General features: G+C 36.1%; 21 protein-coding genes and 1 riboswitch. Of the genes, 9 read left to right on the forward strand and 12 right to left on the reverse strand.

Going from position 1 to position 24,139, the window contains the following annotated elements; genetic code table 11:
• Positions 1 to 132: 132 nt before the first annotated feature.
• Positions 133 to 1,053: a zinc dependent phospholipase C family protein gene (locus tag JR050_RS03945; protein ID WP_204202208.1), complete on the forward strand. Its 921-nt coding sequence runs from the start codon at positions 133 to 135 to the stop codon at positions 1,051 to 1,053.
• Positions 1,054 to 1,180: 127 nt separating this feature from the next.
• Here the strand turns inward: JR050_RS03945 and JR050_RS20665 are convergent, their stop codons facing one another.
• Positions 1,181 to 2,338 (reverse strand): diguanylate cyclase, encoded by a 1,158-nt coding sequence (locus JR050_RS20665; RefSeq protein ID WP_204202209.1) that lies wholly within the window; start codon positions 2,336 to 2,338, stop codon positions 1,181 to 1,183.
• Between the two features lie 135 nt (positions 2,339 to 2,473).
• Positions 2,474 to 2,559: riboswitch (cyclic di-GMP riboswitch) on the reverse strand.
• A gap of 298 nt (positions 2,560 to 2,857) precedes the next feature.
• On the opposite strand from JR050_RS20665, the gene JR050_RS03955 reads away from it, so the two are divergent.
• From JR050_RS03955 to nagA, 3 genes are all read left to right on the forward strand, one after another.
• The gene (locus tag JR050_RS03955) at positions 2,858 to 4,114 is read left to right on the forward strand and encodes an FAD-dependent oxidoreductase (RefSeq protein WP_204202210.1); all 1,257 of its coding nucleotides are present in this window, start codon (positions 2,858 to 2,860) and stop codon (positions 4,112 to 4,114) included.
• 68 nt (positions 4,115 to 4,182) lie between these two features.
• Entirely contained in the window at positions 4,183 to 4,674 is a 492-nt protein-coding gene (locus tag JR050_RS03965) for a peroxiredoxin (protein ID WP_239454085.1), read from the forward strand.
• Positions 4,675 to 4,828: 154 nt separating this feature from the next.
• On the forward strand, positions 4,829 to 6,025 hold the full coding sequence (gene nagA, locus JR050_RS03970) for an N-acetylglucosamine-6-phosphate deacetylase (protein ID WP_204202213.1): 1,197 nt from the start codon (positions 4,829 to 4,831) through the stop codon (positions 6,023 to 6,025).
• Positions 6,026 to 6,086: 61 nt separating this feature from the next.
• Here the strand turns inward: nagA and JR050_RS03975 are convergent, their stop codons facing one another.
• Both JR050_RS03975 and JR050_RS03980 read right to left on the reverse strand, forming a co-directional pair.
• Positions 6,087 to 6,752, reverse strand: a complete 666-nt coding sequence (locus tag JR050_RS03975; protein WP_204202214.1) for a DUF975 family protein — start codon at positions 6,750 to 6,752, stop codon at positions 6,087 to 6,089.
• Positions 6,753 to 7,181: 429 nt separating this feature from the next.
• The gene (locus JR050_RS03980; protein WP_204202215.1) at positions 7,182 to 8,846 is read right to left on the reverse strand and encodes a glycoside hydrolase family 13 protein; all 1,665 of its coding nucleotides are present in this window, start codon (positions 8,844 to 8,846) and stop codon (positions 7,182 to 7,184) included.
• A gap of 310 nt (positions 8,847 to 9,156) precedes the next feature.
• Between JR050_RS03980 and JR050_RS03985 the strand changes: the two genes are divergently transcribed.
• Complete coding sequence (locus tag JR050_RS03985) at positions 9,157 to 9,732, forward strand: LOG family protein (protein ID WP_204202216.1); 576 nt, start codon at positions 9,157 to 9,159, stop codon at positions 9,730 to 9,732.
• A 53-nt stretch (positions 9,733 to 9,785) separates the two neighbouring features.
• Here the strand turns inward: JR050_RS03985 and nfsA are convergent, their stop codons facing one another.
• From nfsA to JR050_RS04000, 3 genes are all read right to left on the reverse strand, one after another.
• On the reverse strand, positions 9,786 to 10,535 hold the full coding sequence (gene nfsA / locus JR050_RS03990; RefSeq protein WP_204202217.1) for an oxygen-insensitive NADPH nitroreductase: 750 nt from the start codon (positions 10,533 to 10,535) through the stop codon (positions 9,786 to 9,788).
• Positions 10,536 to 10,723: 188 nt separating this feature from the next.
• Positions 10,724 to 10,873, reverse strand: a complete 150-nt coding sequence (locus JR050_RS03995; protein WP_204202218.1) for a hypothetical protein — start codon at positions 10,871 to 10,873, stop codon at positions 10,724 to 10,726.
• A 128-nt stretch (positions 10,874 to 11,001) separates the two neighbouring features.
• Positions 11,002 to 11,346, reverse strand: coding sequence for a DUF4257 domain-containing protein (locus JR050_RS04000; RefSeq protein WP_239454086.1), 345 nt, complete (start codon positions 11,344 to 11,346; stop codon positions 11,002 to 11,004).
• A 348-nt stretch (positions 11,347 to 11,694) separates the two neighbouring features.
• On the opposite strand from JR050_RS04000, the gene JR050_RS04005 reads away from it, so the two are divergent.
• Complete coding sequence (locus JR050_RS04005; protein ID WP_204202219.1) at positions 11,695 to 13,191, forward strand: glycine betaine uptake BCCT transporter; 1,497 nt, start codon at positions 11,695 to 11,697, stop codon at positions 13,189 to 13,191.
• A gap of 132 nt (positions 13,192 to 13,323) precedes the next feature.
• On the opposite strand, the gene JR050_RS04010 is transcribed toward JR050_RS04005, so the two are convergent.
• A complete protein-coding gene (locus JR050_RS04010) occupies positions 13,324 to 14,475 on the reverse strand; it encodes a GNAT family N-acetyltransferase (protein ID WP_204202220.1) in 1,152 nt (383 codons plus the stop codon).
• A 128-nt stretch (positions 14,476 to 14,603) separates the two neighbouring features.
• Between JR050_RS04010 and rarD the strand changes: the two genes are divergently transcribed.
• Both rarD and JR050_RS04020 read left to right on the forward strand, forming a co-directional pair.
• Positions 14,604 to 15,536: an EamA family transporter RarD gene (gene rarD, locus JR050_RS04015; protein ID WP_204202221.1), complete on the forward strand. Its 933-nt coding sequence runs from the start codon at positions 14,604 to 14,606 to the stop codon at positions 15,534 to 15,536.
• 645 nt (positions 15,537 to 16,181) lie between these two features.
• Complete coding sequence (locus JR050_RS04020; protein ID WP_204202222.1) at positions 16,182 to 16,979, forward strand: alpha/beta fold hydrolase; 798 nt, start codon at positions 16,182 to 16,184, stop codon at positions 16,977 to 16,979.
• 217 nt (positions 16,980 to 17,196) lie between these two features.
• On the opposite strand, the gene JR050_RS20225 is transcribed toward JR050_RS04020, so the two are convergent.
• The 4 genes from JR050_RS20225 to JR050_RS04040 form a co-directional block, all read right to left on the reverse strand.
• Positions 17,197 to 18,378 carry a class I SAM-dependent methyltransferase gene (locus tag JR050_RS20225; RefSeq protein WP_239454087.1) on the reverse strand — a complete coding sequence of 394 codons (1,182 nt, stop codon included), beginning with the start codon at positions 18,376 to 18,378 and terminating at the stop codon, positions 17,197 to 17,199.
• Between the two features lie 99 nt (positions 18,379 to 18,477).
• Entirely contained in the window at positions 18,478 to 19,425 is a 948-nt protein-coding gene (locus tag JR050_RS04030; RefSeq protein ID WP_204202223.1) for an L-threonine 3-dehydrogenase, read from the reverse strand.
• A 36-nt stretch (positions 19,426 to 19,461) separates the two neighbouring features.
• Positions 19,462 to 20,652, reverse strand: a complete 1,191-nt coding sequence (locus tag JR050_RS04035; RefSeq protein WP_204202224.1) for a glycine C-acetyltransferase — start codon at positions 20,650 to 20,652, stop codon at positions 19,462 to 19,464.
• Between the two features lie 127 nt (positions 20,653 to 20,779).
• Positions 20,780 to 21,238 (reverse strand): DUF3052 domain-containing protein, encoded by a 459-nt coding sequence (locus JR050_RS04040; RefSeq protein WP_204202225.1) that lies wholly within the window; start codon positions 21,236 to 21,238, stop codon positions 20,780 to 20,782.
• 352 nt (positions 21,239 to 21,590) lie between these two features.
• On the opposite strand from JR050_RS04040, the gene JR050_RS04045 reads away from it, so the two are divergent.
• Positions 21,591 to 23,150: an ABC-F family ATP-binding cassette domain-containing protein gene (locus JR050_RS04045; protein WP_204202226.1), complete on the forward strand. Its 1,560-nt coding sequence runs from the start codon at positions 21,591 to 21,593 to the stop codon at positions 23,148 to 23,150.
• Positions 23,151 to 23,251: 101 nt separating this feature from the next.
• Here the strand turns inward: JR050_RS04045 and JR050_RS04050 are convergent, their stop codons facing one another.
• Positions 23,252 to 24,091: a TetR/AcrR family transcriptional regulator gene (locus JR050_RS04050; protein WP_204202227.1), complete on the reverse strand. Its 840-nt coding sequence runs from the start codon at positions 24,089 to 24,091 to the stop codon at positions 23,252 to 23,254.
• Positions 24,092 to 24,139 lie beyond the last annotated feature (48 nt).

Here is a 24,139-nt window from a genome sequence, read left to right on the forward strand (position 1 = left end):
ATTAGCCTTTGAGGATGATTTATTTAGTTATGTCCCAGCTTCCTTTTTACCTTTCCAACCAATCAACTCAAAAGTTATACTTAACATACATATAGTTATAACGGAACATTTCGAGAATAGGGGTGTTAGAAGATGCCAAATGTTTGGACTCATATTTTATTTGGTGAAAAGGTGGCAAAAGCAGCTGGACTAGAGGTATTTGCACGGGATTATAAACCATTTTATCAGCTTGGAACTCAAGGTCCTGATCCATTTTTTTATCACAACTTTTTCCCTTGGCAATCAAAGCCAGTCGGTGTAATCGGTAGCAAAATCCATTATGAAAAATGCGGATCGTTTTTATCTAAAATGATTCAGTATGGATTACTAAATAAAGACCGAAAACTACAGGCATATATAGCAGGATTTGTGACGCATCATTTACTAGATCGTCACACTCACCCGTATATTAATTATCGATCTGGTAATGAAGGCAACCGTCATCAACGACTAGAAATTATTATAGATACGCTATTAATGAAAAGATGGAAAAATATCGACACCTATAAAATGCAAGTACATAAAGAAATTTACGTTGGTAAAACTTTATATGATCCGATTAGCCATATGCTAACAGAACTGATTGAAGATACATTTCCTACTGAAGCACGCGAAATGCCAGCAGGTTATGTGAACCAATCTTATCAGCATATGGTACGGGCTTTACAAATTTTACATGATCCCTACGGTTGGAAAAATAGATTATTAAAAAATAAAGTTTCTCCTTTTTCCTATCAAAAATATGTAGATGAAAAAGATTATTTAAATGAAAAAGAAACGAGATGGCTACATCCTACAGATGAACAAGAAGCATCTGTAGAATCGTTCCTAACTCTGTTTGAGAAGGCTGAAAAGGAAGGTTACCAAATTCTTTCCCTTATTAAAGAGTATTGGACAACAGGAGAAAATCAATTGTTATCTCAACTAGAAGAAAAAATTGGAAACATATCGTATGATACGGGCAAAGATTGTTCTCTCGGATTGGAAAATAAATATTTTGAACCAATTTTATAGTTAACAATAAAAACCATCCATTTCGGATGGTTTTTGGTTTGTTTTACGAATTTTTGGGGATATCTACTCGTCAAAAAGATTACGACCACAAGTTTTAAATATAACTAGAGTAAGTAAATAGCAATCATTAATAGCTTACTTTATTACGAGTGTTTTTACTTGTGTACAATGCCTGGTCAGCAAGGTCAATTAAGCCTTCTCTCGTCATCGACATCTCTGGAAAAACTGAAACTCCAATAGAGACCGTTATACATTTATAGGGCATCTGTTCGCTACCTTCGAACTGATGACTTGCTACGGCAACGCGGATTCGTTCTGCAATGGCAACAGCACTTTTTTTATCAACATCCGGTAGGATTACAGTGAATTCCTCACCACCGTAACGACTCGCAATTGCAGATTCTGAGATGTTTTGCTTAATAATATTCGCGATGTCTCGAAGTAATACATCCCCCTTCGGATGACCAAATGTATCGTTATACTTTTTAAAATGATCTAAATCAATGATTAATAGAGATACTTTTTGTCCTTGTTCGATCACTTTCTCAAGATATTCTTGAAAATACCGATGATTATATAGTCTTGTTAACTCATCTTTTTCAGAAAGTGATTTAAAATGATCAAACATTGAATAAAAACTTCGATACGTAAGTGTTAGCCCAAATAAAATTAAGCAAAAGACAAGAAATCCTACTAAGCCTTCATGCTTTACAACAGTCACCATTAACAGACCGATGGCTAAGGTAGTGAAATAAATAATAATTGTCTTTTTTTCCATAAATATAGGGAACATCTCCCGATATTCTCTTCCATCCTGGAAGTGGATAAAAGTTGTAAGAAGTAGTACGTTCATAATGTAAAAGACAATAGAAAACCCTGCAAATGCAACAAGTTCATTCCATTCAAAAGTAAAATTTGATTCTATAAGTTTATAAACCCATAAACCTATTACTCCTGAAATCGTATACTGTACTCCATTAAAAATATGGATAAACCATTTCTTAGGGACAAAAAACATGAGGAGAATTGTTACTAACAGATTTATGAAGAAAATCGTAGATACACCGTACAATACTCCTGCAGTAAATAATAACGGTGTTGCAAGTGTGAGATTATCTCCTGAGTGTAATACAATGGGACGTAAATCATATACAGTTGCTACAAGAGAGAACGTAATGATCACCAACCAACCATAGGCACTTACTGGCTCATATAAGTAAAGAAACATGACAGCAAAGATCGTACAGTAACTATAATGATACAGCTTCAGCTTTTTGTTCTGCACATTTTACACTTCCTTTAGGTTTCCTCTAATCTTTTGAAGAGTGGTGGAAAATTCATTTCTTTATAGCGCTTACTAAAAAGCGAACCCAATAAAAAATGCCCACCTTTATCAAATACAATAAAAATGGGCAAAATAAGTCGTAGCTGGCTGGCATAGCACGAAATGCTGTAGCCCCTATAGCTTTGCGTCGTACTCTTTCGAGTAGTTTGCCCTATTATATAGTACTTTAGTTATATCGGTATATAAAAAGCGTGACAAATGTCCTTATTCTATTAATAGTAAATCACCAATATTTAGAAGTAAAGAATATCATTTCGACACCATTCGACCTTGACGAATGTTTTTTTACTATAAAAGTTGATAGAAGAAGCTGACTAAAAAAATCAATCCCAATAGGTAATTTTATACAAGTCTTGTTGGCATTGATTTACCCATTCTTTGAAGAATGTATCAAACTTGACTCTTCTTTATCATTATTATAAAGTAATAATTGTTATATTGATCGGAGGAGGCTTATTAATGGCTAACATTATTTTATATAGTAGTACAGGCTGTCCATATTGTGAGAAGATGAAAAATGAATTTAAAGAGTGGGGCTTTGAGTATGAAGAGCGCAATGTGACTGAAAATCCACAATTCTTTGAGGATCTTCATGAACAAGGGATATTTTCAACCCCTGTAGCGTTTATTGATGGTGAAGCTTTTATTGGCTATCGCCCTAACAAGATGAAGAAGGCTTTAGGTGTGACCGGAGACGGTGCTTCTAAAGCAACTTCTAACACTACAGAAGTAAATGAAGAGGTTTTATTCCAAGAACCTACAAAAGAAATCTTTGAAGAAGTGTATGATTTTGTTACAATTGGTGGTGGACCTGCTGGTGCATCCGCTGCAGTCTATGCTGCTCGTGCACGATTAAAAACTTTAATCATTGATAAGTCACCAACATCAGGTACACTTGCGATTACTCATAAGATCGCTAACTATCCTGGAGTTCCTGGAGAAGTAACAGGACAAGAATTACTTCAAAAGATGCATATCCAAGCGAAAGATTTCGGAACTACAATGATTCGTTCTAATGTTCTTAATGTAGATTTCTCAAATGAGGATATTAAGTTACTTGAGCTTCCTGAAGGAACAATTAAAGCAAAGAGTGTATTCATTGCTGTTGGAGCAAAAGCACCTGGAAGCAAAATTAAAGGTGAAGAAGAGTTTACAGGTAGAGGCGTAAGCTATTGTTCTACTTGTGATGCTGCTTTCTTTAAAGATCGCACTGTTGCCGTAGTTGGAGATACTGATGAAGCAGTACATGAAGCACTTGCACTTTCTAAATTTGCAAAAGAAGTGAATTTATTAGTACCTACTAATAAGTTAAAAGGTGACACGAGTGCAGATGAGCTAAAGTCCATTGAGAACATTACGGTACTATGGAATCATCGCTTAAAAGAAATTCAAGGTGAAAAGAAGGTTGAACGAATTGTTGTTCGTGACGCTGAGAAAAATGAAATCACTTGGGAAATTGATGGTGTATTCTTATACCTTGCAGGCCTAAAGCCAGGTACTGACTTCCTAAAAGACGCGGTTGAACGTGATGAAGAAGGCTATGTAAATGTAGACGAAACATTACGTACAAGTGTTGATGGTGTCTTTGCTGGTGGAGATGCGAGACGAACACCAATCAAACAAGCAGTTATCTCTGCTGCTGATGGTTGTATTGCCGCTTTAGGTGCAGATCAGCATGTGAATAAGCGAAAGAAAATGAAAGCCCAGTATAGTTAATTACCTTGGAGAGGTTATTCTCTCCTGGTTAATTATATAGATTATATATTTTTTAAGGAGGATGTACGATGCCAAAAGGAGCAACAGTTACAAAAACGCTCAAAATCGGTGATAAAGCACCAAACTTTACACTCAAAGCTCACGGCGATCGCGAAGTTAGTCTATCTGACTATCTTGGCCAAAAGAATGTATTCATTGCATTCTATCCTTTAGATTGGACACCTGTCTGAGGCGCGCAAATGCCTTCTTACGAGGATGCTCTCGAAGATTTTGAAGGCTTAAATACCCAAGTTTTGGGTATTAGTGTAGACAGTGTACCTAGCCATGAAGCATGGCAAAAATCTATTGGTGGTATTACATACCCATTATTATCTGACTTCCACCCACAAGGTGCAGTTACAGATGCTTATGGCGTTCGCCATGAAAAAGGTATGTCAGAACGTGCGCTATTTATCGTTGATAAAGAAGGAATTATCCAATTTATCGATGTTCATCCAATTAGCGAACTACCTGAAAACGATGAAATTTTCAACGAGCTTGCTAAGCTTGAGAATAAATAACTTACCACTTTCACACTTTAAAGTAATGGGGGACAGGCCCCCACCGCTTTAAAGTGGTGAAGAAAAAGTCCTGTGCATGTTGCATAGGACTTTTTATATTGTTTCATGATGCTCGAGTATATAATGTAGAGTAAAGAATAAGCAACCGAGGTAGGTGAAGAAGGTGTATTCAAAACCTGTTATATTAAGAAATGTTTACATTTATGCTGAAGATCGAGATTTTGAGGATGGCTATATAATTCTTAACAATGGAATAATTCAAGAAATAGGAGAAATGGTGTCATTAAAAGAAGAGGATATATTAGACTTTGAAGATATACTCGTCCCTCCAAAATGTAAACTACTCCCAGGAATGATTGATATTCATATTCACGGAGTAGCAGGAGCAGATACAATGGATGCATCATTCGAAGCGATTCATACTATGGCAACCTCTCTTCCTAAAGAGGGGACAACGAGCTTTCTTACAACTACGATCACTCAATCACCTGCAGCCATCGAAAATGCATTAAAAAACATTTCTAGTTATATAGAGAACCAAGACGACCGTAAAGCGGAAGTTCTCGGTGTTCACCTCGAAGGTCCATTCATTTCGGCTAAACGTGCAGGGGCGCAACCAATTGAATATATTCAAAATCCTAACTTACATACCTTTCAAAATTGGCAAAGGCTTTCTAACAACAACATTAAACTTGTTACACTTGCACCAGAAATAAATGGGGCAATTGAATTCACCCAATATCTAGTTAACCATGGAGTCATCGTCTCCCTTGGCCATTCAGATGCAAACTACGAGGAAGTAAATAAAGCCATTCAAGCCGGTGCCTCGCACGTTACTCATTTATTTAACGCGATGAGTGGTATTCATCACCGTGAGCCAGGACTTACAGGGTCAGCTTTATTACAGGACGCACTTTTTATCGAGATCATTGCCGATGGAAAGCATGTACATCCTGAAATGATTCGGCTAGCATACATGAACAAGACAAAGGACAAAATCATTCTCATTACAGACTCGATCCGTGCTAAAGGTTTAAAACCAGGTTTATTTGACTTAGGTGGGCAAACTGTAGCCGTTGACGAAACAAAAGCAACTCTTCAAGACGGAACACTCGCCGGAAGTATCTTGTCCATGGAGAAGGCTGTTCAAAACTTTCAAAAATATACAGATTGTTCAATAAGAGATATCATTCAGATGACTTCGACTAATCCAGCAAAACAATTAAATATATACAATCGAAAAGGGAGTATCGCTAAAGGTAAGGATGCAGATGTAATTGTTATGAATCAAAACCTTGAGGTGTTAATGACGTTCTGCAGAGGACATCTGGCATACGCAAAAGGATACTAGAAAGGAATAATAGCCTATAGAAAAAGCGCCTCTATGTTATGAGACGCTTACTATAAATCTATTACTCTTCAATTGTAGTATTATTTATAGTAACAAGGTTTTGGTAAAACGTCGCATATGAAGCGTTCATGTACGGAATCACCCATAGTAAACCAATTCCTAGTGTTAAAATCGATAATAAAATCCAGCCGATAAAGCTTAATTGTAAAAGGAAGTATTTCCACTTATAGCCATCCATAAGCTTTCTACTTTCTGTGATTGCTTGTAAAGTACCATACTCAGGCTTATCCTTTAATATATAGAAAGCCTGTGAGTAAGCTATACCTTTAATAATACCAGGAATAATTAATAATAATGACCAAAGTAATACAAAAAATCCAACTACAATACTTGTTACAATCAATTTAATACTTGTCTTAAGATCAGCATATACTTCAAAAACTGATCCAAGAGTTGGGTTTTCTTCTCTAACTAGACGTAAGAAAAACCAATAAAGTCCAATTCCTAATGGAATTAATAATACTGTAGTAACTAAATTGGCAATTGTAGCTGTAAGTGTTGGCTCTTCTTGTGCAAAGTAATTACTAAATCCTCCACTTACAAACACTTCCACTAAACCTGGAATAACACTAGAAATAAGTCCAATTAAAAAAGCTGTCCCTACTGCTAACCCCCATTTACCACTCAACGCTGCTCTTGCTTGTGATTTAACTTCTCCAATCCTCATGAACACACATCCTTTTTCTCTTTCTAGGGAAATTATAGCATAATTTAAAACGCTGCAACCTTAAAAATATATGCGCTGTCTTTTAATTCATTCCCCATTTCAATGTACCTAATATACGAATTATCTTTCGTTAGGTTTCATAAAACAAGGCTGTTTTTTCGCATAATTTGTTGCTATTTTTACAAAAAAAGAATTTATTTTAGGTCCGTTGATTTCCGCTTCAGGCACACGCTTTCCGCGGGGAGGGACGGGAGCCTCCTCGGCTTCGCCTGCGGGGTCTCACGATTCCCTCTATCTCCCGCAGTAGTCGAGTGCCTTCCGCTCCAATCAACTCAATGTTTTAACAGCGCTATCCAAATAGCGACAATCTTTACGAAAAGAGTCTAAAACAAAGACTTAGCTTAATCATTAGCTAAGTCTTAAAAGTCACTATTTAATTACATAAACTCTAGTTTCCCAAGGCTTCAATACAAATGAAGTCGCGTTCTTATGGTCCTCTACATCATAATTTTTTATTACTAACTGTTCACTTGATAGCGTCAAACTTTCATAGCTATATTTCGCTTCTTCACCGCTAATATTGCTAATCACCAATGCAACTTCAGAACCAAGAGTTCTCGTATACGCATAAATTTGCTCGTTATCTTCTAATAATAAATCATAGTTACCATATACGAATACCTCTTCGCTTTTACGGAGTCTGATCATGGACTTATAGAAATTTAAAATTGAGTTAGGATCCTTTTCCTGGCTCGCGACGTTGATTGTTTTGAAATTCTTATTTACACCAATCCACGGCTTACCAGTAGAGAAACCACCATTTTCACTATCATTCCATTGCATTGGCGTTCGTGAATTATCACGTCCACTTTTCCAAATTATTTGCATAATTTCTTCATGGGATCTACCTTTTTTCGTCTCAATTGCATAGTAGTTCTTCATACCAACGTCATCATATTCATCGATTGTCTCAAAGCGAACATTTGTCATTCCAATTTCTTCACCTTGATAAATAAATGGTGTCCCTTGCATGAAAAAGTACATCGTTGCAAGTGCTTTTGCACTTTCAATTAGGTAAACCTGATCATTCCCCCAAGTTGAAACAGATCTTGGTTGGTCATGATTTTCTAAAAAGAGTGCGTTCCATCCTTTATCTTCAAGGCCTTTTTGCCATTTTGTTAAAGTCTTCTTGAGTTGAATGAGATCAACCTCACCGTTGTCGCCTTTATCCCATAAACCCAGATGCTCGAATTGGAAAATCATATTGAACTTTCCGTTTTTCTCGCCAACCCAGTCATCAGCCTGTTCAAGCTTCACACCATTTGCTTCTCCAACTGTCATAATATCGTAGCGTGCAAACGTTTGCTCTTTAAGCTCTTCTAGGTACTCCTGAATTCCTTCTTGGTTCATATGACCGTCGAATGATGGAACATAATCCAGGTTCTTCGGATTAGGCATATCAGGGAAGCCTTCTTTTTTCTTGATATGAGAAATAGCATCAACACGGAATCCATCAATTCCTTTTTCTAACCACCAATTTATCATTTCATATACTGCATCTCGTACATCTTTGTTTTCCCAGTTTAAATCTGGTTGCTTTACAGCAAATACGTGTAAATAGTATTGCTCTGTTTTTTCATCATACTCCCATGCCGAACCACTGAATATACTTTCCCAGTTGCTTGGTTCTTTACCATCTTTACCGTCACGCCATATATACCAATCACGCTTCGGATTGTCTTTTGAAGAACGAGACTCAATAAACCAAGGGTGCTCATCACTTGTATGGTTTACTACAAGATCTAATATTAATTTCATTCCTCTTTTATGTACTTCTGAAAGTAATTCATCAAAGTCTTCCATCGTTCCAAAATCATCCATGATATCTTGATAGTCACTAATATCATACCCATTATCTGCATTTGGAGATTTGAAGATTGGACAAATCCAAATTACGTCAGTTCCAAGCTCTTTTATGTAATCAAGCTTCGAGATAACTCCTTTTATATCTCCTATACCATCTCCATTTGAGTCCATAAAGCTACGAGGATATATTTGATAAGCTACAGCTTCTTTCCACCAAACTTTATTCAATCACATTCACTCCTTTATCCTGCACCTATTACTTAAACATTCTACTTCTTAATGTAAACGTTTATGTGTAGGTTCATTCCTTTATTAAACCCTAAAAATCATTATATCAAAAATATTCCATAATAATCATGGAATTCAGTAGGAATATCACTACTTTTCTTGGAATAATGCTACCAGAAAACGTTTAGAGTTCAATCTATTTTAGTTTATAAACAACACCTAAAGCAATCTCGATAATGTAAACACTTTATATTCAATACTAAAAATGATATATTTCCTCTAATATAATCAGAAATAAGGAGAGATCAATATGTCAACTTTAAAAAACCTTTGTGTATTTATGGGTTCTAGTGAAGGAAACCATCCCGATTATGTAGCTCAAGCTAAAGAGCTTGGCATGCACTTAGCTGAGAAAAATATAGAGCTTATTTACGGTGGTGGCAACGTAGGAATAATGGGCGAGTTATCCCGCTCGGTATTATCGAATGGTGGTAAAGTCACAGGAGTTATTCCAAAGAAAATATATGACATGGTTGAACACGTTGACTTAACTCACCTACATATTGTGGAACATATGCATGAGCGGAAAGCTAAAATGTATGAGCTAGCTGATGGGTTTATTGCGTTACCGGGTGGGATTGGGACGCTCGAAGAAGTTGCTGAAGTAATGACATGGTTTCAAATTGGATATCATTCAAAGCCGATTGGATTGTTTAACGTACAACAATTTTATACACCGTTACTTCATCTACTCGAACATATGATAAAGGAAGGCTTCTTAAAAAAGGAGTTTTTACAAAACGTCATCATTGAGGATAACTTTGTCACACTTCTACAAAAAATGAACGATTTACAAACAACCTTTGTGGATAAGTGGAGTAATTAACAGAAAAGGTGCATTTCCTGTGGATATGCACCTCACCCTGTTTATAACTTCAATTACCTTTTATTAAATCCTTTTTCCTCTACAAACTTCTTCATATACATTCTCTTTGGCTCTTTTAACATATTCGCCATTTGAGCGGTCCATGTGTCTTTACGTGCTCCGTTTGTTCGTTCTTGATAATATTCAGTAATTGTTTCGTTATATTGCTCTAGTTGTTTTGTATAATGCTTATGATCTTGTTGATATACATTTTCATGATACACATTGGTAAAAGGTAGTCGCGGTTTTTGTCCGGTAATTGTTTTCGGATATCCTACTGCTAGTCCGAATAACGGAATAACACGTTTTGGTGTTTGTAATACGTCACAAACGGCTTCAAGATTGTTCCGTATGCCACCAATATAGCATATGCCTAGTCCCATTGACTCTGCAGCCAGAGCCGCGTTTTGAGCAGCAATCGTAGCATCAATCAAGCCAATCATAAACCTCTCTGTACTTTCTAATGCAGGCTCTAAATCTACATCTTCCATTTCAGAAACAACATCATGACGATGGAAGTCTGCACAAAATACGAAGAAATGACCATTTTTTTCAACATACGATTGATTTCCTGATAACTGTGCAAGCTCCTTTTTCTTCTCAACGTCATTTACACCAATAATGCTATATGCTTGGATGAAACTTGAGGTGGATGCAGCTTGTGCACAGTTTATAATGGTTATGATTTGCTCATCGGATAGCAGCTTGTCCTCAAAGTCTCGGATGGAGCGATGGTTTAATATTGTTTCTATCGTTGAATTCATTACAGCACCTTCTTTAGCTTTTATTCTTATTTTATAGTAGTGAAATCCAGCCGTGATTTCAAATTAGGTGCACATACCTACCTTTTATAAATTATCTTTTATGATTCAACAATCCTATCTCAGAGAAGCCTACAAACTTCTTCAGAAAAATAAAAAACCTTTCTCAAACCAGAAAGGAAATGGTGTAACTATTCTTTTTTCTCTATCTGATCTAGAAGTTTGTTAATCTCTGTTGAAAGGTATCTTACTTCTTTTACAGTTTTAGCATTTTTCAAATCCTCTAGGTAGTCTTCGTATAGCTCTCGTTGTTTTTCTGTCATGGAATCCAGTAAAGTCACAATACTTCCTCCCGAAAAACTCTCTCTATCTTTTTACACTATTTTACAACAAAACCATTACTTTTTACACACTTCTTTTTTACTACTCAATATCGTCTTCTCAAACATTATATTAGCTAATTATCATATTATGTGTTTGCTCTCTTTGAAATTTTATTCAATTCCTCTGTTTTTAGCTTTTCAACTTGTAGTTCCTTTTGAAGTAATACACTCTCCGCAGCCATTCCTGCCATCACCGCAATACCGATCATGTCACCAATGTCAGCTGGTGAAAATAAATACGTATTTGCAAATAACGCAGCCAAAGCACTTGTAAATATATCTGCCAAAAAACCAAGATCAATGCCAGGAGGTCGATATCTTCTTTTTGGAAACAAAACAATGCGGTCATTCTTGATTAGATGGGCCACAAAACCAGTTAACGCACCTGTCAAACTTACAATCATAAGATTCATAGCCGTTAATTCCATCATACCCCTCCTCTTATTTTCATAACCATTTTCTGGGCTTTAATTATTGGCGTAACATCTGCCACGTATAAAGCGCTTATATTAGCAAAAAAAGCCAGAGAAACTTGCTCCCTGACTTAAATTAATCTGTGATATTTAGTTTTTGTCCTTACTCATGTATATACTTTGTCCCTTTCATTCATTCTAACAAAAGTGGTAATTTCTAACAATAAATAGATATACCCATTACTTCAGTCACTAGTCTTACGTTATTTGTTTTAAAAATACAATTCTAGGGTAAAGATTAAACATTATTTTTCCATAATAGGGGAAAAGTAATGGTAATAGAAATGTGGTTGAAGGGAGAAAAAAATGAAAGAAACATCAAAGGTTTTTTGGATTTCCGTTGTGATTGCTTTAGCATTTGTCATATGGGGAGTCATCGCACCAACTCACTTAGGGGAAACAATGGATACTACAAAAGCTTTCTTTCTATCTCAGTTTGGTTGGTTCTATCAGTTGGCAGCGACTTTCTTTATTATATTTGCGGTCTTCCTCATTTTTAGTAGGTACGGAAAAATCAAATTAGGCAAGGATGAAGACAAGCCAGAGTTTAATCGAGTCACATGGTTTGCAATGTTATTTAGCGCCGGAATGGGAATTGGTTTATTATTCTTCGGTGTGTCAGAGCCAATGTCACATTTTATGAATCCACCTATGGGAGAGGGAGGAACACCTGAAGCAGCTAAATTAGCGATGAGATATACATTTTTACATTGGGGGCTTCATGCATGGGCCATATACGCAACAATTGCACTGATTTTAGCCTACTTCAAATTTAGAAAAGGGTTACCAGGACTAATGAGTATAACGTTGTATCCTATTTTAGGTGAAAGGGTTAAAGGACCCATTGGAATTACGATCGATGTAATTGCTGTGTTTGCCACCATTTTTGGTGTGGCTGCTTCCCTTGGATTAGGTGCACAGCAAATTAACAGTGGTTTATCCTATTTATTTGGAATTCCAAATACTTTTCCTGTCCAGATTATTATTATTACGATTGTAACCGTACTTTTTATCCTTTCTGCTTCAACTGGAATTCAGAAAGGAATTAAATACTTAAGTAATGCAAATATGGGGTTAGCAGTCTTATTATTTTTAGGTGTATTATTTTTAGGACCTACTGTTTTCTTATTAAGCTTCTTCGTCTCAACACTTGGAGAGTATATTCAAAACCTACCAAGCATGGGACTAAGATTAGCCCCATTTAATGAAGAACGCGCTTCTTGGATTCAAGGCTGGACCATTTTCTATTGGGCTTGGTGGATTGCTTGGGCACCGTTTGTTGGTACTTTTATCGCTAGAGTATCAAAAGGGAGAACAGTTAGAGAATTCGTTTTAGCCGTACTGATTATTCCATCACTCGTTTGTGCAATTTGGTTCTCTGTATTCGGTGGTACCGCTATCCATCTTGACATTAACTTTAATACAGACATTGCAAGTCAAAGCTTAGAAACTGCCTTGTTCTATATGTATGAACAGCTACCATTGACAGGTATTTTTACAATCGTCACACTTGTCCTAATCTCAACATTCTTTATTACATCTGCTGATTCTGCAACGTTCGTGTTAGGTGTACAAACATCACATGGAAGTTTAAATCCAAATAACTTCATTAAAGTTACATGGGGTATTTTATTATCCTTATCAGCAATTGTTTTAATGATATCCGGTGGATTAAATGCGATGCAAACAGCAATTATTGTCAGTGCCTTTCCTTTAACAATCATCCTCATCGCAATGTGTATCTCTCTCTTAAAGGAATTTGGGAATGAAGTCAAAGCTTTTAAGAAGCCAAAAACTAAATAATTTTAAAAAAACTGCCTTTTTATATGGAAGGCAGTTTCATGTTTTCAGTATAACTTTGTGATTTCCGCTCCGACTACTTGCTTGCGGGGTGGCGATGAGCCTCCTCAGCGTTACCGCCTGCCTCTATTTTCATTAAAAAAAGTCTATAATACTCGCGGAACGCTTTGGTATCATTTGATCGAGCAGCTGTACCTTTTTCACAGTACCTTTAATCATATCCGCTTCGTATAAAAACTGAGCTGTTTGTGCCTGAAGAATGATAGCCGTTAACTCTTTAATTGTTAGAGTTATCCCTTCCTCTTCAGCATTTCCGACAACTACTTCACCATTTTCAATGACAAGCGATTGATTGTTCCAATCTGCTTTGTCATCCTTTACGTGAAGTAAAAGTCTTTCATCAACTTTATTAAATGTGTATTGTTGTAAAAATCCTACAACATCTACAATACGTGCCATAAAATAAGGTTCTACATCGATTTTTACTTTTGGATTCTTTAGTAGATAATGAAGTTGCTCATTCTCCGGGACAATTATTTTCACTTTTTCCACCATCGAATCATGCTGACAAATAAAGTTCCATAGACCTCTTCTTGACTCTCCGTTTAAATAAAAAAATTCTTGAACATCTAGAAGCTTATCAGATACTTTATAAAATAAATAACCTGTTGGTCTAAGATCTTCATTAAAAAATACGGCAAACTGATATCCTTCAGAATAAACATGGTTTTCCCACCAATTTCGATCACGCTTTAACATTCCGTTATAGTTTTGAGCAAACTGTTCATAGATTGTATTAATTATTTCTAAATCTTTTTGTACGGATAATCGTTTGATTGTACCTGGGACTCCCGGCATAAACTGTAGGTCGGATTTTTCAATTGTATATTTTTTATGAGAGAAGCAAAGTTCCCAGCCGAATCGACGATAATATTCTATGTCAAAAGGATGCAGAAAACTAAGAACTTGACCCTTTTCTTTCATAGTCTTTAAAGCATGATCGATTAATCGTGCAACACTTCCACCACGGCGATACTCCGGCCATGTTGCAACACCTGCTACACCGCCCATTTTAACCTCTGCTTTTCCAATAAAAACAGATAAAGGATATAGATGTAGCTTTGATGTTAATGTGTCACCTTCGAATTCTCCCCAAACATCATGTAGATGAAAGCTTTCTCGTCTCTTCTGTTTGGATTCTTCAGACAACGAATATTGAAAGGCATATTGCGAAAGCTCTAAACTTTTATCGAATTCATCCAAAGTAATTTTTTTAATTTCACGCATAATTTTCCTCTTTTCTCCATTAAATTTTAAAAGTATTTAAAAAATTCGAGACTCGAAACATTTCCATTGCTTTTTTTCTATTTCGCTCCTAAACTATTATCAAGTCATAAACTAAGAGGTTACTAGAGATGAATAATAATACTCAAGGAGCAGGGATCATAGCCGCTGCCCTGTCTTATGTAATTTGGGGCTTTCTCCCATTATACTGGAAACTACTCGACCATGTCTCTGCGAGTGAAATTCTTGCTCATCGAATTGTTTGGTCTTTTGTTTTCATGATCGTGATATTACTCATTGCCAACAAGTTAAAGTTATTTTGGACTGATGTTAAAGAACTGATAACAAACCGAAAGAGGTTCATCGCTATTACATCTGCTTCCATCATTATCAGCTTAAATTGGGTGTTATATATTTGGGCTGTGAATACAGATCAAGTTGTTCAAGCAAGTCTCGGATACTATATTAATCCACTCATTAGTATATTACTTGGTATCTTTGTGTTGAAAGAAAGACTAACATTCTGGCAAACTATATCGTTTGCACTTGCCACTGTTGGCGTACTTTATTTAACCATTCATTTCGGTACGATTCCGTGGATCGCCTTATTATTAGCTATTAGTTTCGGGATATATGGACTGATTAAAAAAATGGTAAATCTAAGTCCTATGACTGGCCTTGCTATCGAAACAATGCTTATTACTCCTATTGCCTTGTTATTTTTAAGTTTTATTCAAATAGATGGCACTGGTAAATTTGCAAGCGGTACACTAGATTCTCTTCTCTTATTGGGAGCCGGTGTTGCTACTGCAGTTCCGTTACTTTTATTTGCAAGTGGTGCTAAGAAAATTCCACTTTCAATGATCGGTTTTTTACAATATATCGCACCAACCTTAATGTTAATCATTGGTGTATTTCTCTATCATGAACCATTTACGAAATATCATCTAATTGCCTTTGTATGTATTTGGTCAGCACTTGCGATTTATTATTTATCTAAGTCTAAAATTTTTGTTGCACTTGAAACGAAGATGTTAGCCCACAAGAAAAAGTATACTGCATAAACTTGTAACGTCTTTTGCTGAATATTAAAATTGTTTAAATTAGAGGTTGGGACAAAACTAAAACACGATACTCTAAAGACGAACAATTTGAAATTAGATAGCCTTTTAATACAGCTGTTAATTTCCGTGCAAGACTTCTCTTTCCGCGGGCGGTTGGTGAGCCTCCTCAGTCGTTCCTCCTGAGGGGTCTCACCTAACTCGCTTCTCCCGCAGGAGTCTTCATCTTGCACTCCAATTAACAGCTAGAACAAACTTAAAACAAAACGGAGTCTCTAACAAAACAAATAAAAAAATCCGAACTCATTCAAATCCTAAACGAATTTGAGATGATTGTTCGGATTTTTCTTCGCCGAAAATACTTTTGGCCCAGCCTCTTTTTCAGGATTCATGCAACGTTTGTAGAAGTTCTTTTACTAAGATTACAGGTGAAACTACAAGATAACATAATTCACCACTATGGGAACGTATGGAGGCAGAATACTAACAATCGTGAACATAATTAAGCATAGTAGGATAATAGATAATTGATTTTCAGCTAATGTAGGATTTCTGACAATATTTTCTTAGGAACTACTATTGAAGATTTGCTAATATAAGGTGTATGGTTAATAGATTATTTGATATTGAAGGTAGAGGTGGGTAACATTGCTCTATTATAAATCCTATGAATTAAGTGATTTTCATGAATGGGTAGTCTTTATTCATGGTGCAGGTGGAAGCTCGTCTGTTTGGTATAAGCAAGTGAAAGAGTTTAAAAAGCATTTTAATGTTTTGTTGATAGATTTAAGAGGTCATGGTAAGTCTAGAAACCCGAAGATCTTAAATAGGAAATATTCCTTTGATAATGTCAGCCGGGATATTATTGAAATTTTAGACCATATCAATATTAAGGAAGCCCATTTTGTGGGGATATCATTAGGAACAATACTAATTAGAAATATTGCTGAAATAAATCCTAATAGAGTAAAATCAATGATTTTAGGTGGAGCTATAATTCGCCTAAATACTCGTGTTAAAACACTCATAAGTCTAGGTAATTTCTCAAAGAAAATCATTCCGTATATGTGGTTATATAAATTCTTTGCTTGGTGCTTAATGCCTAAAAAAAGGCATCATGAATCTCGTATGCTATTTGTTAATCAAGCTAAAAAACTATGTCAAAAGGAATTTATTAAATGGTTCAAGTTAACAAGTGATGTAGTACCTCTATTAGTTCAATTTGAAGAGAATAAGGTTGATATTCCAACTTTGTATGTGATGGGGCAAGAGGATTATATGTTTCTCTATCCTGTAGAAGAAGTTGTGAAAAAGAGTAAACAAGCTCGGTTAGAGGTTATACAAGACAGTGGCCATGTATGTAATGTCGATAAACCTGAGATATTTAATCAGGTTTCCATTGAGTTCTTACTGAAGCTTTATAAGAGTAAGGTCGCCTTGCCTTAAGACTTGATAATTTTTTTCAAGGTAAAAAAGCTCTGGATAAAAACAAGACGCTAGAATAACAACTAGCGTCTTTTCTGCATTTTTTTCGTAATTACTTGTGAAAGATAGTTGCCTTCATCCAACGCAGCTTCAACTAGTTGATCATTAGGAAGAAAAGAGCTAACTCCCCCCTCCTATGTAGTCAACAGTTTAGCTAATGCTTGAGGCACATGGCTAATTATGATTTTTCCGCAACTATTGTATACGTTTTAGGAAGCCCTATGTCATGATTTTTATGATTCGGCTCTTCTTCTAAAACCCTGATCACGAGTCCTTCGTTTGCAATTGACGTTACCACTTCTCCAATTGTCCACTTACGTTGAAGCACTTTTCCTAAACTTCCTTCTGCTTCATCACCCATATGCTTTGAGAACGCTACACGTTGCTCTTCAAAATTAGGCGTGAAGTAATTTCCAGTCACTTTATGCTTCTTACCTGAAGAAGTAATAAGCTTTGTTGAAATAGGATGAAACTCATGAAGGATGAATTGTCCACCTTGCTTCAATAAAGAGTGAATCACTTGTATTAATGGCTGAAGATCAACAAAGTAGTGAAGGACACCTAATTCCATTAATACAAAATCCGCTGAGTCTTGGACCGTTTCCATTGGAATCGAAAACACATCAGTACGAATATAGTCCATTTTAACTCCCGCTGCTTCTGCTAACTTCTGAGCGTATCGTTCATTTTCCTGTGAAAAGTCTACAACCGTTACATGAGCTCCAAGTACGGACAATGCTACTCCTTTTATTCCGTTAGACCCTAATAGATGAACGATTTTTTTATCTTTCACATTACCAAAATACTTGTAAAAAGGATGAAGACGCCATGCAGGGTTTTCTATGATTTTTTGGGCCATCACTTCTTCTTCTCCATAGCGAGTGACAAGAGCATCATACTGGTCTTGATTCCATGCTTGTTCATTAATTGACGTTATTTCATTTTGTAATTGTCCTAAATAAGTATGTATTTCTTTCTCATATTTGTTTCGTTGATACAAGTACGAGTAGAGAGACTGAACCCATACTTCCACACCATTTTTCTCAATCACAATACGATATGGATTTGTTTTAATCGTTGTATTAAAGTGACATAGTATTTGCACTTCTACTTCGTCTATCTTGATTGAAAAATCGGCTTGTCTTGCCGTTTTAGTTATAGGTGTTATCACCTTATCTTGAAGCTGTGAATATAATTGTTCGAATGAATCCCACTGTACCTCTACATACTCACACTTAGAAAGTTGAACTTCTACCCCTTGAAGTAAAAGGGCAGTTTCTTGTATAAATTGATAAGGAATTTGTTTATTTAGAAGCTCCGAAAGCTTTACTAATGCATGTATTACTTTTTCATTTTTCATCTCATAAACACCTGTTTTCTTTATCGTTACAATCATTATTACCAAATTTTAGGCATCGTAAAAAAGTTGATCATGCTTTTAACATGATCAACTTTTCCATTACGATAATTTTTGTTTTAGCTTTTCTAGCATGTCCTTTGTCATTTTCTCAAGGTCATACTCTGCTTTGAAGCCCCATTCTTCCATTGCACATGTTGCATCTATTGAGTTTGGCCAGCTGTTTGCAATACCTTGTCTTACTGGATCGACATTGTAGCTCATCTCAAAGCTTGGGATATGCTTTCGAATCTCAGCAGCTATCTGTTCTGGTTCAAAGCTCATTGCCGTAACGTTGAAGGAATTACGATGTTTCAAGTTAGCTGGATCTGCTTCCATTAAAGAAACAATTGCTTGCAATGCATCAGGCATGTACATCATATCCATATATGTGCCTTTATCGATGTAAGACGTATATTTCCCCTCTTTAATTGCTTCATAATAAATTTCTACTGCATAGTCAGTCGTACCACCACCAGGAGGTGCAACATATGAAATTAAACCAGGAAAGCGTAATCCTCGCGTGTCTAATCCGAACTTATGGAAATAGTAGTCACATAAAAGCTCTCCCGCTACTTTATTCACACCATACATGGTAGTTGGACGTTGGATTGTATCCTGTGGTGTTGAATCCTTCGGTGTAGCAGGACCAAAAGCACCTATTGAACTTGGTGTAAAGAATTGACAATTTAATTCCCTACTAACTTCTAATGCATTAACGAGCCCACCCATATTTAAGTTCCACGCAAGAAGCGGCTTCGCTTCTGCTGTTGCAGATAATAATGCAGCCAAATGCATAACTGTATCTACTTCATATTTCTTCGCAATCGAAAACATTGCTTTATCATCCATTACATCGAGCAGCTCAAAAGGTCCGTTCGTCACAACGTCACTTTCTACCTTACGAATGTCTGTAGCAATTACATTTTCTGCCCCATAGATTCCTCTTAGCTTCCCGATAAGCTCAGAACCGATTTGTCCAAGAGCCCCTGTAACTAGTATCTTTTTCATTCCTCTTCCCCCATTAATACAAGATTTCGCAAAGTCCTAAATAATTCCCATTTCTTTTCCTACTTTTTCATAAATCGCTATAGCTGAATCAAGCATTTCTTTTGTATGTGCAGCCGTCGGCATATTACGCACACGTCCTGTACCACGTGGAACAGTCGGGAATACGATTGACTTTGCATATACTCCCTCTTCGTTTAATCTCTTACTAAATGTCTGAGTAACGGTTTCATCCCCAATAATACATGGAGTAATCGGTGTTTCACTATCACCTATGTTAAAGCCAAGCTCTTTTAAGCCCTTCTTTAAGTAATTTCCATTTTCCCAAAGCTTATCATGAAGCTCTGTGCTTGAAGAAAGAATTTCAATTGCCTTCATACTTGCTGCAACGTCGGCTGGAGTTAATGAAGTCGAGAATAAGAACGGACGACTACGTACTTTTAACCAATCGATTAAGTTTTGTTTACCAGCCACATATCCTCCAACAACACCAATTGCTTTTGAAAGTGTGCCAATTTGGAAATCAACTCGTGACTGTAATCCAAAATGCTTCACAGTTCCTGCACCTTTTCCAAGTACTCCTGAACCATGCGCATCATCCACATAAGTCATAATATCGAATTCTTCAGCTATATCGACAATATCTGGAAGATTTGCTACGTCTCCATCCATAGAGAAAACGCCGTCTGTAATAACCATTAACTTTTTATATTGACCCGATTCTCTCGCTTCTTTTGCTTTTTTACGTAAATCATCCATATCCGAGTGATTTACACGAATGATTTTCGCACGTGATAAACGACATCCATCAATGATTGAAGCGTGGTTTAATTCATCTGATAAAATCGCGTCATCTTTATCCATTACAGCTGAAATCGCTGCCATGTTACACATAAATCCAGATTGGTATGCAATCGCTGCTTCTGTTTGTTTGAACTGAGCGATTTTTTCCTCTAATTCAACATGAAGCTTTAATGTACCGTTAATTGTACGGACTGCACCAGCTCCTACACCATACTTTTCAATTGCTTCATCTGCTGCCTTTTTAAGTCGTTCGTCAGTTGCTAAACCAAGATAATTGTTAGACGATAAATTGATGAGTTCTCTACCACCGATTGTTATGACAGGACCATTCGGACTTTCTAATGGGTCGATTACGTTATATAATCCTCTTGCTTTTAAATCTTCTAAATTTTCGTTTAAGAATAGCTCTAATGTTTTACTAGACATGCTAATCCCTCCGATTTCATTTTATGTATTATTGAAAGCGTTTTCTATACCCATGTGAAACAGATGCCTTCAAATTTGAAAGACATCAGTTCTTTTTCTTTTTTTACCTACTATAGAATAACATATTTTACGAATTTGTTCGTAGTTTTCCTTCATCTGTATGGGCAAAACCTCTTGTCATCGTTTTAATTTTCGTTACAAGGCGAAACCTTAGTGCTGACCAGTCTTCATCAACCGCAACTTGTCTCACTGGCTCATACCCCTGCGATGCGAGAAGTGGGGCAACCGTATCACGGCTGCAGTTTAAGCCTTTATAAACTTTGGAAGATTTCTTCGGATAACATAACCATAACAATCCATCTTCAGTGATAACTTCTGTAGCTTTAAAGCCAAGCTCCTGAATTTCTTCATTTGATGTACCAAATAGTTGTACAAAAGAATATGTAGTATCTTTTATTTCAGTATGAATGTTTGCATCAAAAGAAGCCATCATCACTTGATATTCCTTCGGTGCATTCAAAATTAAGATAGGCTTGCTTAAATCTTTTACATTCAGCTTTTTTAAAATCGGATGAATTTCGTTCATTTGAATCTTCTCCTTTATTTATACCTAGTATTACTAGTTTATTGAAACTCACTATATAACGCAAATGGTGTCAATCAACTCTTTCATTTAGGTTGTTTTTGCATAAGTAGTTGTTTTACAAACAAGTATAGAATCACGTAGTTTAGTAAGGTTTCGGGCATCTTTTCGTTTAAGAAATGAATATCACATATTACTGAAGATTTAACTGAAATTAGAATAGGTAACAAGCAACATGTTTACGAAAAGAGCATTTCATTTATTCCTACTAAAAAGTGGAGTATAGCGTTTTTCCTTAGAAAATAGTATGATGATGCAAGATATTATTAGTGAAATTGGGGGATTTGAATAGATTATGAGCTTACTAACAGTTGAAGAGTTAAGTCATAGCTTTGGTGATCGCACATTATTTAAAGATGTTTCCTTCCGTCTATTAGCTGGTGAGCATATTGGTTTAGTAGGGGCAAACGGAGTAGGGAAGTCTACGTTGATGAACATCTTAACTGGGCAACTAGTTTACGATACAGGGCGAGTAGAATGGTTACCTACCGTTCAATACGGTTATCTTGATCAGCATACAGTATTAACACCTGGTAAAACGATTCGTGATATTTTAAGTGATGCCTTTTTACCTTTATATGAGAAGGAAAAGGAATTAAATGAAGTAACAGAAAAAATGGGAACAGCCTCTCCAGAAGAACTTGAGGAACTGTTAGAACAAATGGCAGAAATTCAAGATCGACTAGAAGCTGGCGGATTTTACATGCTAGACATTAAGATCGAAGAAACAGCTAGAGGTCTAGGTCTTGATGCAGTCGGTTTAGATCGTGATGTATCAGCACTTAGTGGTGGACAACGCACAAAGGTCCTTCTCGCTAAGCTATTGCTTGAGCAACCAGAAGTACTATTACTAGATGAGCCTACAAACTATTTAGATGTGGAGCACATTCGATGGCTTGTATCTTATTTAAGAGAATATCCGAATGCATTTCTATTAATCTCACATGATACCGAATTCATGAATCAAGTGACAGGTGTTATTTTCCACCTAGAATTCAGCAAATTAACTCGATATACAGCAACCTACGAGAAATTTTTAGAGCTTGCGGAAATTAATAAAAATCAGCACATTAATGCATATGAAAAACAAAAAGAGTTCATCAAGAAACAAGAAGATTTCATTGCAAAAAATAAAGCACGTTACTCAACTACCGGTCGTGCAAAAAGCCGTCAAAAGCAACTTGACCGTATGGAACGTATCGACAGGCCCGAAACCGCACTTAAGCCTACGTTTGAGTTTAAAGAGTCTAGAGGTAGTAGCCGTTACGTATTTGAAGGAACAGATTTAGAAATAGGTTATTCATCGCCACTTCTTCCGAAAATGTCTATGACCATTGAACGTGGAGAAAAAATTGCGATTGTAGGCTGTAACGGAGTAGGGAAATCTACATTATTAAAAACTATCTTAGGTAAAATCAAACCATTAGGCGGAAAAGCTGTTCAGGGTGACTTCTTATTTCCATCTTATTTTGAACAAGAAGTAAAGGCAGAGAATATGACACCGATCGATGATGTATGGAATGCCTTTCCTAGCATGGATCAACACCAGGTTCGTGCAGCTCTTGCAAGATGCGGACTCAAAAATGAACATATCTCGCGCCCACTTAGTCAATTAAGTGGTGGAGAGCAAGCAAAGGTTCGTTTATGTAAGCTATTAATGGAAGAAAGTAACTGGCTTCTATTTGATGAACCAACAAACCATTTAGATGTTGTCGCAAAGGAAGAACTAAAGCGAGCAATGAAAGCTTATAAAGGGACAATTGTCCTTGTATGTCACGAACCAGACTTTTACGAAGACTGGATAACGAAGGTTTGGGATGTAGAGGAATGGGCAAACCAAGCTGAGACTAAATAAAAATGAACAACCTGCCAACTGGCAGGTTTTTTTTGTTTAAGACTTATTTCACCCCAAAACATAACGTTTCGAAAAAACACTATCTACGAAGACAGTCTTGTTTAATTTAATAAGTAATTGCGAAGTAGGTAAGAAACCCATTTCAAATGTGGGTGATGTTGTATGTTACCCAAGAGACCAATTACAATAGCTTGTGGTAGCCTGGGCTCTAGAATATGATCTTTTATGAGAAGTAAGGACTCCTTCTCAACAGAATCGCCTAACTCTTCAATTTTTTGATCGATAAATTTCACAATATGTTGTGGCGAAAGTTCTTCTTCATTAATAGGTAACTGAGATAGTTGAATTAATTCACTTGTTATAAAAGGAACTGTCATATTACTAGCTAGTATTTTCGTCTTATCTTCTAATGACTTTGACAATAAATCTAAGTCCAACTGAACATTCGAAAATATAAATAATTCTGAGTAAATTCTTATTAATCCTTTTATACAGTACAACAAGTCGTATTGAATTTGTTCCACAGTATTATCATATAACTGTTTAATCATTGCTAATATAATCTTATCCAGTAACTGATCGTAGTACCGCATTTTTAAAATGAGTTCATGATTATTTATCGTTTGACTCTGTTCTTTCATAAGAACTTTGGCAAAGTCTGAATGCTTATAAAAGGAGTTAAATGTTGCATAATAAAAATTATATAGTAATTGTTGGTTATTTGTCACATTTTTGACCGAGTGGTCAATATCCGATATGAACTGCATCATAAAGTGGTCGATCAACGCTACAACTAACTCATCCTTTGATTTAAAGGCTAAATAAAACGCTCCTTTAGAAATCCCGCAGTGCTCTGTTATTTGTTGCACTGAAGTAGACTCAAACCCTTGTGCAGCAAACAACTCTAATGCCTTTTCCATAATTAATTGTTTTTTTGCCATCTCTCATACTCTCCTAGTTTATACGTTGACATTTGACCCATTAGTCAT

The organism is Bacillus suaedaesalsae (genome assembly GCF_016890225.1).
Classification (GTDB): domain Bacteria; phylum Bacillota; class Bacilli; order Bacillales; family SA4; genus Bacillus_BS; species Bacillus_BS suaedaesalsae.

What these genes read in the sequence shown, in the direction of transcription:
- rarD (WP_204202221.1), top strand. Translation starts at nt 14,604, where the DNA reads ATGAATAATAATACTCAAGGAGCAGGGATCATAGCCGCTGCCCTGTCT.
- JR050_RS03945 (WP_204202208.1), top strand. Translation starts at nt 133, where the DNA reads ATGCCAAATGTTTGGACTCATATTTTATTTGGTGAAAAGGTGGCAAAA.
- JR050_RS04035 (WP_204202224.1), bottom strand. Translation starts at nt 20,652, where the DNA reads ATGTCTAGTAAAACATTAGAGCTATTCTTAAACGAAAATTTAGAAGAT.
- JR050_RS20225 (WP_239454087.1), bottom strand. Translation starts at nt 18,378, where the DNA reads ATGAAAAATGAAAAAGTAATACATGCATTAGTAAAGCTTTCGGAGCTT.
- JR050_RS04040 (WP_204202225.1), bottom strand. Translation starts at nt 21,238, where the DNA reads ATGAACGAAATTCATCCGATTTTAAAAAAGCTGAATGTAAAAGATTTA.
- JR050_RS04030 (WP_204202223.1), bottom strand. Translation starts at nt 19,425, where the DNA reads ATGAAAAAGATACTAGTTACAGGGGCTCTTGGACAAATCGGTTCTGAG.
- JR050_RS03975 (WP_204202214.1), bottom strand. Translation starts at nt 6,752, where the DNA reads ATGAGGATTGGAGAAGTTAAATCACAAGCAAGAGCAGCGTTGAGTGGT.
- JR050_RS03955 (WP_204202210.1), top strand. Translation starts at nt 2,858, where the DNA reads ATGGCTAACATTATTTTATATAGTAGTACAGGCTGTCCATATTGTGAG.
- JR050_RS03985 (WP_204202216.1), top strand. Translation starts at nt 9,157, where the DNA reads ATGTCAACTTTAAAAAACCTTTGTGTATTTATGGGTTCTAGTGAAGGA.
- JR050_RS04010 (WP_204202220.1), bottom strand. Translation starts at nt 14,475, where the DNA reads ATGCGTGAAATTAAAAAAATTACTTTGGATGAATTCGATAAAAGTTTA.
- JR050_RS04050 (WP_204202227.1), bottom strand. Translation starts at nt 24,091, where the DNA reads ATGGCAAAAAAACAATTAATTATGGAAAAGGCATTAGAGTTGTTTGCT.
- JR050_RS04005 (WP_204202219.1), top strand. Translation starts at nt 11,695, where the DNA reads ATGAAAGAAACATCAAAGGTTTTTTGGATTTCCGTTGTGATTGCTTTA.
- JR050_RS04045 (WP_204202226.1), top strand. Translation starts at nt 21,591, where the DNA reads ATGAGCTTACTAACAGTTGAAGAGTTAAGTCATAGCTTTGGTGATCGC.
- JR050_RS04000 (WP_239454086.1), bottom strand. Translation starts at nt 11,346, where the DNA reads ATGATGGAATTAACGGCTATGAATCTTATGATTGTAAGTTTGACAGGT.
- nfsA (WP_204202217.1), bottom strand. Translation starts at nt 10,535, where the DNA reads ATGAATTCAACGATAGAAACAATATTAAACCATCGCTCCATCCGAGAC.